Here is a 6,155-nt window from a genome sequence, read left to right as displayed (position 1 = left end):
ATCACCGGTCTGTACACGGTGCTGGTCGAAGTGGACGACATGAGCGAGCCGATAGCTGATGCGGTTCGCTCGATTCTCGACGGTCACATAGTTCTCTCCCGCGATCTGGCCGCGCGCAACCACTTTCCCGCCATCGACATCCTTCGCTCAACCAGCCGGGTCATGCGCGACATCGTCAGCTCCGAGCACATGCAGCTCAACGGTCGGGTACGGGAGATCATGGCAACGTACAAAGATGCCGAGGATCTGATCAATATCGGGGCCTATGTCGAAGGGAGCAACGGCAAGACCGATTACGCAATCTCGCGCATTGAGGCGATCATCGAGTTTCTGCGCCAGGGAATGGATGACGCCGTTGATCTGGATACCGCCCTTGAGCAACTGGCTACGCTGGTTCAGGACCGGCGGTAGGATCCACGCTAGGAGCGAATAAAATAATGGCGAAAAAGTTCAAATTCCAATCGGTGCTCAATTACCGCCAGATCTTGGAGGAGCAGGCACGGCAGGCGTTGACCTCCAGCCTGCAGGAAAAAAGTGAGCTGGAAGCTGAATTGAAGAGGCATTATGAACGGTTACAGCAGCATGATGCTGAGTTGCGAGAGCGACAGCAGGACCGCCTCACCATTGCCGAGATGGAACTGTTCGAGGTGTCGATTCAGCACGGTGGTAAGCTGATGGCCCAACTTCAGCAGCAACCGGCGTTTCTTGACCGGCGGATTGTCGCTGAGCGTGAAGAGTTGTTGGCCAAGGCACGGGACAGACAAGTGATGGAAAAGCTGAAAAAGAAGCAGGACGCTGAGTATTTAAAGGAATTGAACCGCAAGGAGCGGGAGATGCTGGATGAGATCAGCCTCCGCAATAAGGGAGATCTGCCATGAGTGCTCGAATCATCCTGATCGTGCTGATACTGTTTGGGGCTGTGGCGTCGGCCTTGGGGCAAAGTTTGGTCGATGAACAGCAGATCCAATCTGTCGAGGAGCGACGTATCCTGGTTTCCATCGAACGGGAATACGAGAAACTGGATGAGCGAGAAGCGGAACTCGACAGTCGCGAAATGCAGCTAAAGACTCTGCAGGAGGAGGTCGATAAGAAACTCTCGGCGATGCAGCAACTAAGAGAAGAGCTAATGAATCTGCTGAATCGAAAAAAGGAAGAGGAGGGTCGCCGGGTTGACGAGCTGAGCAAGATTTACGAGAAGATGGAACCCGCCAAGGCGGCTCGTCTGCTCAAAGAGCTCGATCAACAACTAGCTGTCGAGCTGCTGAGCGGTATCAGGCAAAAAACCGCCGGTCAGATTCTCAACAACCTTGACACGGAATCCGCAACCGAACTGAGCAAGGCTTTTACCGACATACCGGTAGATGATAATTCGGGTTACTAGCTCCGGCTACAACAAAATCAGGCGATTCACAGAATCCGTTCCCAGTGCCTGAGAGATCGAACCGCTCTGAGCAATTTACTGGCCATAAATTTGACAAGTCAAAAATCATAAAAGTGTTAATTTTTGCCGTCACGTAACCCCCTTAAATTGGTTTGCAGTTGTCTAAAAAATAACACTTTTATGCTCAGTTAGGATCTGAATTATGATTTCAATCCCCTCTGAACCTGCTGTATAGGGCTTTGCGTTTTTAGACAGACGGACACTATACAGTCCGTACTGATAATAATAAGAGATAGTCTAGACGGTCAAAATTATGACATGACGTTTTGCCGCTCCTGTTCGGGGGCGGCATTTTTTTGTCTGAAAGCCGGAAACTTTTTTTCTTTCGCCGTTAAGCTGCTGAAAAACTTAAGTAAAAAAATAAATCCAGATTTTTCTGCGGCTGGCGTGAAAATTGCTCTTCCGTTAGGAGATACTAAGTTTTAGACGTGATCTATTCACGATAATAATCAAGGATGAGGCATGGATTTAGCGACAATAGTCGGTTTGGTGGCCGCTTTTGGATTGATGATCAGCGCGATCATGCAGGGAGGATCGCTGCTGATCTTTTTCGATATTCCGTCCATGATTATCGTCATTGGTGGAACGGTTGGGACAGCATTTGTCAACTTCCCATACCGGGATATCCTCGGGGCCATCAAAGTTGCCCGCAACGCATTTTTCCATAAAACAACCGCCCCTACCGAAACCATCAGCAAGTTGATTAGCTACGCTGGCAAGGCCCGTAAGGAAGGGATCTTGTCGCTGCAATCGGTGATGAACGAAATTGAGGATGACTTTTTTCTCAAGGGGTTGCAGATGGCGGTTGACGGACAGGAGCCGGAGGCGCTCAGGGACATGCTCGAAAAGGAGATCGAGTATGTAATGGAGCGGCATGATAAGGGGCAGGAGATTTTCAGCACCTTTGCTGCTATTTCTCCCGCGATGGGGATGATCGGAACCCTGATCGGTCTGGTGCAGATGCTGCAGAACATGAGTGATCCATCGTCTATCGGTCCGGCCATGGCACTTGCTTTGTTGACAACCTTCTACGGCGCGATTATTGCCAATGTTGTTGCTACTCCCATCGCCGGAAAACTGAAGATTCGTTCCGCCAGTGAAGTATTGAACAAGACTCTGATCACCGAAGGAATGAAATCGATCCTCGAAGGCGAGAACCCCCGCTTGATGGAGCAGCGGTTGCATGCATTTGTTTCCCCGGCTGAGCGGGAAAGCAACTTCGGCAAGTAAAGGCAACTGATGAGGAAGAAAGAGAAAAAGCCACCTTCTGGAGCACCGATGTGGATGGTCACCTTCTCCGATATGGTGACCCTGCTGTTGACCTTTTTCGTGCTTCTGCTGTCGATGGCTAGTATGGACCGGATCAAGTTTCAAGCTGCCAGTCAGTCCATTTCCGCGGCTTTTGGGCAGGGGGTTTTGTCGAATACCCAGTCTGCGGAACAAGCCAAGCCGCAGGTGATTACTTACGCCCCGATTAATGACGATTTCACCTCCCGGGTTTATCAGCGGTTGAAAACAAAGTTGAAGGAATTGAAACTTAACGAGAAGGTGAAGCTGGTCAAGGACCGGGGTGCTGTGGTGTTGCGGATCGATGAGGCGATTCTCTTCTCCTCTGGGCAAAGTGAGCTCAGCGCCGACGCCTACCCGGTGTTGCGCAAGGTTGCCGTGCTGGTCCGGCCGTTGCCATTGAATATGAAGGTTGAAGGGCATACTGACGACCGCGGTAACGAGCTTGCCAACTGGGATCTGTCGGTTGCGCGGGCAGTATCGGTACTTCGATTTCTGGCCGCCAATCAACTGGTTCCTTTAAGCCGGATGTCGGCGACCGGTTACGGTTCGCAAAAGCCGTTGTTTCCCAATAACAGCGACCGGGAGCGGGCCTTGAATCGGCGAGTGGAGTTTGTACTGGAAAGTCAGGGGGATCCAGATCAGGAATTGCCGTACCTGATCGATGCCCGAGAGCAGACACCGTTTTAATGGTTGATTCTGGTGGCGTAATTTTGACGCACAGAACTTAAGGAAGGATTGAACATGGCCAAAAAAGATGCTGCAGAACAAGCGGATACTGGTGGATCAAAAAATAAACTGAGCATCATTATCGTTGCCGTGGTGTTGTTACTGATTGGCGTGGGAGTCGGTGTCTTCATGTTCTTGGGGGGCGAGGACAAGAAAATTTTCCCCGAACAGGAACAGGCTGAATTTGCGAAGCAGTCCAGGCAGGTAGGGCCGATGGTCAACATCGACACCTTTATCGTCAATATCATCGATGATGAGGAGAGTCGTTACCTGAAAGCCGCGATTACCCTGGAAATGAACACGCCGACGGCGGCGGCAGAAGTGAGCGAGCGGATGCCGCAGATCAAGGATGCCATTCTGTTGCTGGTCGGTAACAAGACCTTTCCCGAATTGCAGGACTTGCAAGGCAAAATTCAGCTGCGGGCCGAGTTGATCAATCGAATCAACAGTGTCTTGGCCAACGGCAAAGTAAAACGGATCTATTTCACCGATTTTGTGGTCCAGTAGGAGCTTGCTCCGTGGAAAAGATACTCAGTAAAGATGAAATTGCCGACCTGCTATCGGCTGTTCGGCACGGCGAGATCCAGATCGATAAGGAGCATCTTGAACCAACTGCTCATACCGCTGGTCGGGTTCCGAAGAAGCTGGTTGCCGAAGAGTGCAATCTGTTCCGGGCGGAAGGTCCGGAGGGGTGGAAACTGGCCAATTTCGACCTGGTGCTCGACAGTTTTGCGCATAACTATGCCATGTCGCTTTCGACCCGTTTCCAGCGCGCGGTCAGCGTCAAACTGGATGCCATGGAGTCGATGAGTTTCGGAGACTTGTTGCAGCGACTCTCAGGTCGCGGCGCAATCGGTATTCTGCAGCTTGAACCACTCAGTGGCGGCGCTCTGGCAATCTATGATGAGCAACTCTCCTTCTCGCTGGTGGAGATCGTGCTCGGCGGTTCTTCGGATCATCAGGTCACTGCACTGAATCGGGCGATGAGTGCTATTGAACTGAACGTAATCCGTGACGTCATTGCCTCTGCCTGTTCCGAACTGAACAAAGGCTTCCAACAGGTGCAGGAGGTCAATTCCTCACTGGTCAAGGTGGTCAGCAATTTGCGCCTGCTGAATTTTGTGTTGCCGGATGCCGGTGTGGTCGCGGCTCAGTTTAGGGTGACCATTGATAACCTCGAGGGGAACATCACCCTAGTTCTGCCACACGCCTCGCTTGAACCGCTGCAGCGACAGCAGCAGGACACAGCAGTGCCGATCAGCGCATTGCAGAATACCAAGTGGCGCAACAATGTCTGTGAAGAGCTTGATTTCATGAAGCTTGAAATTGAAGCGCAGCTGGCGACCTTGTCGCTGCGGGTGCGAGATATTCTTAATTTTCAGGTCGGCGATGTGGTTGAGCTGAATTGCAACCCGGATGTTTCGTTGCAGGTCATGGTTGAGGGACAACCGAAATTCTACGCAATGGCCGGTGTTCAAGGTGGTAAAAAGGCAATCCGCGTTATGGGGCGGATTTCCCACGGAGGATAGATGATGAATGAAGTGAATCAAGCAAAAGGCCAGGAACTGTCAGCAATCGAACAGGACAAACTGGAAGGGCGCGGGATTGATCTGCTGCTCGATATTCCATTGCAGGTTTCGGTAGAAGTTGGCCGGTCGAAGATTCTGGTTCGCGACCTGTTGCAAATGCAGGAAGGATCTCAGATCGAGCTGGACAAACTGGCGGGTGAGCCACTAGATCTTTATGTCAATGGCCGCTTGATTGCCCGCGGCGAAGCGGTCGTGGTCAACGACAAGTTCGGGCTACGACTGACCGATGTGGCCAGCCCCTCGGAACGGATTGAGAAGCTCGGATGAAGAGGCGAATCCTCAGTCTGGCTCTGCTGTTATACCCCGTTGTTGCTTTGGCCACCGAGCGGCCGAGCGATGATACCGGGTTTGCCGAACTTGCCATTCTTTGTCTTGTCGCTGATCGTTGGTTTCGTGGCCTACCGGGTACAGCAGGCAAGCAGGAGGTTTCACTGCGTGAAGAGATGGCGAATGAAACTCCGGAGCAACAGCTGCTCACAGAGGAGAATTACGAGAGGATGCTATCGGTCGATCTGCTTGAAATGGAGGTCGGTTACGGCCTGATTCCGCTGGCCGCTGCGCAGACAGTTCGCTCTCGACATGGGCTTTATCGTGCCGCCTGTTCATATCAAGGATATCCTGCAACTAAAGCCAAATGATTACGCCATCATTCTCAAAGGCGTGAAGATTGGTGGCGGCGAGCTGCTGCCCGGTCTCTACCTGGCGATGAACTCCGGGACGGCTACCGAAACCATTAAGGGGATCGACACCGTTGAGCCGGCATTCCAGCTGCCAGCGACTTGGATTAGCAAAGATAAGAAAGAGCGGGCGCAGATTTCCGGGTACACCGTGGTCGATAACACGACCGTTGTCGCCTCGCACCTAAGCGAGCTGATCAAGAAGCATGGACATGAACTGCTCGGCCGTCAGGAAACCCAGAACCTGCTTGATAACCTAGCCAATGAATATCCCAAATTGGTCGAGGAGCTGGTTCCCAACCTGTTGAGTCTCGGGGTGGTGATGCGTGTATTGCAAAACCTGCTGCGCGAAGGGGTTTCAGTCCGGGACATTAGAACTATTTTAGAAACTTTGGCCGATTGGGCACCAGTTGTGCAAGATCCTGATCAATT

The 6,155-nt window shown here is 51.9% G+C and carries 9 protein-coding genes and 1 pseudogene; all 10 read left to right on the top strand.

Going from position 1 to position 6,155, the window contains the following annotated elements:
* Window positions 1–411 (top strand): annotated as a pseudogene (gene fliI, locus Q7J88_RS14860) (flagellum-specific ATP synthase FliI); the annotation flags it as partial.
* A 26-nt stretch (window positions 412–437) separates the two neighbouring features.
* Window positions 438–878, top strand: coding sequence for a flagellar export protein FliJ (fliJ, locus tag Q7J88_RS14855; protein WP_303723021.1), 441 nt, complete (start codon window positions 438–440; stop codon window positions 876–878).
* Window positions 875–1,381, top strand: a complete 507-nt coding sequence (locus Q7J88_RS14850) for a MotE family protein (RefSeq protein ID WP_303723020.1) — start codon at window positions 875–877, stop codon at window positions 1,379–1,381. Before fliJ ends, Q7J88_RS14850 begins: the two co-directional genes overlap by 4 nt.
* Window positions 1,382–1,903: 522 nt before the next feature.
* Complete coding sequence (locus tag Q7J88_RS14845) at window positions 1,904–2,671, top strand: motility protein A (protein WP_303723019.1); 768 nt, start codon at window positions 1,904–1,906, stop codon at window positions 2,669–2,671.
* 9 nt (window positions 2,672–2,680) lie between these two features.
* The gene (locus tag Q7J88_RS14840; protein ID WP_303723018.1) at window positions 2,681–3,418 is read left to right on the top strand and encodes a flagellar motor protein MotB; all 738 of its coding nucleotides are present in this window, start codon (window positions 2,681–2,683) and stop codon (window positions 3,416–3,418) included.
* Between the two features lie 54 nt (window positions 3,419–3,472).
* The gene (gene fliL, locus Q7J88_RS14835) at window positions 3,473–3,964 is read left to right on the top strand and encodes a flagellar basal body-associated protein FliL (RefSeq protein ID WP_303723017.1); all 492 of its coding nucleotides are present in this window, start codon (window positions 3,473–3,475) and stop codon (window positions 3,962–3,964) included.
* An 11-nt stretch (window positions 3,965–3,975) separates the two neighbouring features.
* Window positions 3,976–4,986, top strand: a complete 1,011-nt coding sequence (locus Q7J88_RS14830; protein WP_303723016.1) for a flagellar motor switch protein FliM — start codon at window positions 3,976–3,978, stop codon at window positions 4,984–4,986.
* A gap of 3 nt (window positions 4,987–4,989) precedes the next feature.
* A complete protein-coding gene (fliN, locus tag Q7J88_RS14825) occupies window positions 4,990–5,313 on the top strand; it encodes a flagellar motor switch protein FliN (RefSeq protein ID WP_369682055.1) in 324 nt (107 codons plus the stop codon).
* On the top strand, window positions 5,310–5,684 hold the full coding sequence (locus Q7J88_RS14820) for a hypothetical protein (protein WP_303723014.1): 375 nt from the start codon (window positions 5,310–5,312) through the stop codon (window positions 5,682–5,684). The genes fliN and Q7J88_RS14820 overlap by 4 nt, the downstream gene beginning before the upstream one ends.
* Window positions 5,638–6,155 (top strand): FHIPEP family type III secretion protein (locus Q7J88_RS14815; protein ID WP_303723013.1); only part of this gene is annotated, 518 nt, incomplete at its 3' end. The genes Q7J88_RS14820 and Q7J88_RS14815, both read left to right, overlap by 47 nt.

Source organism: Malonomonas rubra, assembly GCF_003247215.1.
Classification (GTDB): Bacteria; Desulfobacterota; Desulfuromonadia; order Desulfuromonadales; family Geopsychrobacteraceae; genus Malonomonas; species Malonomonas rubra_A.
This window is presented reverse-complemented; position numbering and strand designations above follow the sequence as displayed.

Coding starts and splice junctions, on each gene's coding strand:
- fliN (WP_369682055.1), top strand. CDS start 4,990: ATGAATGAAGTGAATCAAGCAAAAGGCCAGGAACTGTCAGCAATCGAA.
- Q7J88_RS14850 (WP_303723020.1), top strand. CDS start 875: ATGAGTGCTCGAATCATCCTGATCGTGCTGATACTGTTTGGGGCTGTG.
- Q7J88_RS14820 (WP_303723014.1), top strand. CDS start 5,310: ATGAAGAGGCGAATCCTCAGTCTGGCTCTGCTGTTATACCCCGTTGTT.
- fliJ (WP_303723021.1), top strand. CDS start 438: ATGGCGAAAAAGTTCAAATTCCAATCGGTGCTCAATTACCGCCAGATC.
- Q7J88_RS14840 (WP_303723018.1), top strand. CDS start 2,681: ATGAGGAAGAAAGAGAAAAAGCCACCTTCTGGAGCACCGATGTGGATG.
- fliL (WP_303723017.1), top strand. CDS start 3,473: ATGGCCAAAAAAGATGCTGCAGAACAAGCGGATACTGGTGGATCAAAA.
- Q7J88_RS14845 (WP_303723019.1), top strand. CDS start 1,904: ATGGATTTAGCGACAATAGTCGGTTTGGTGGCCGCTTTTGGATTGATG.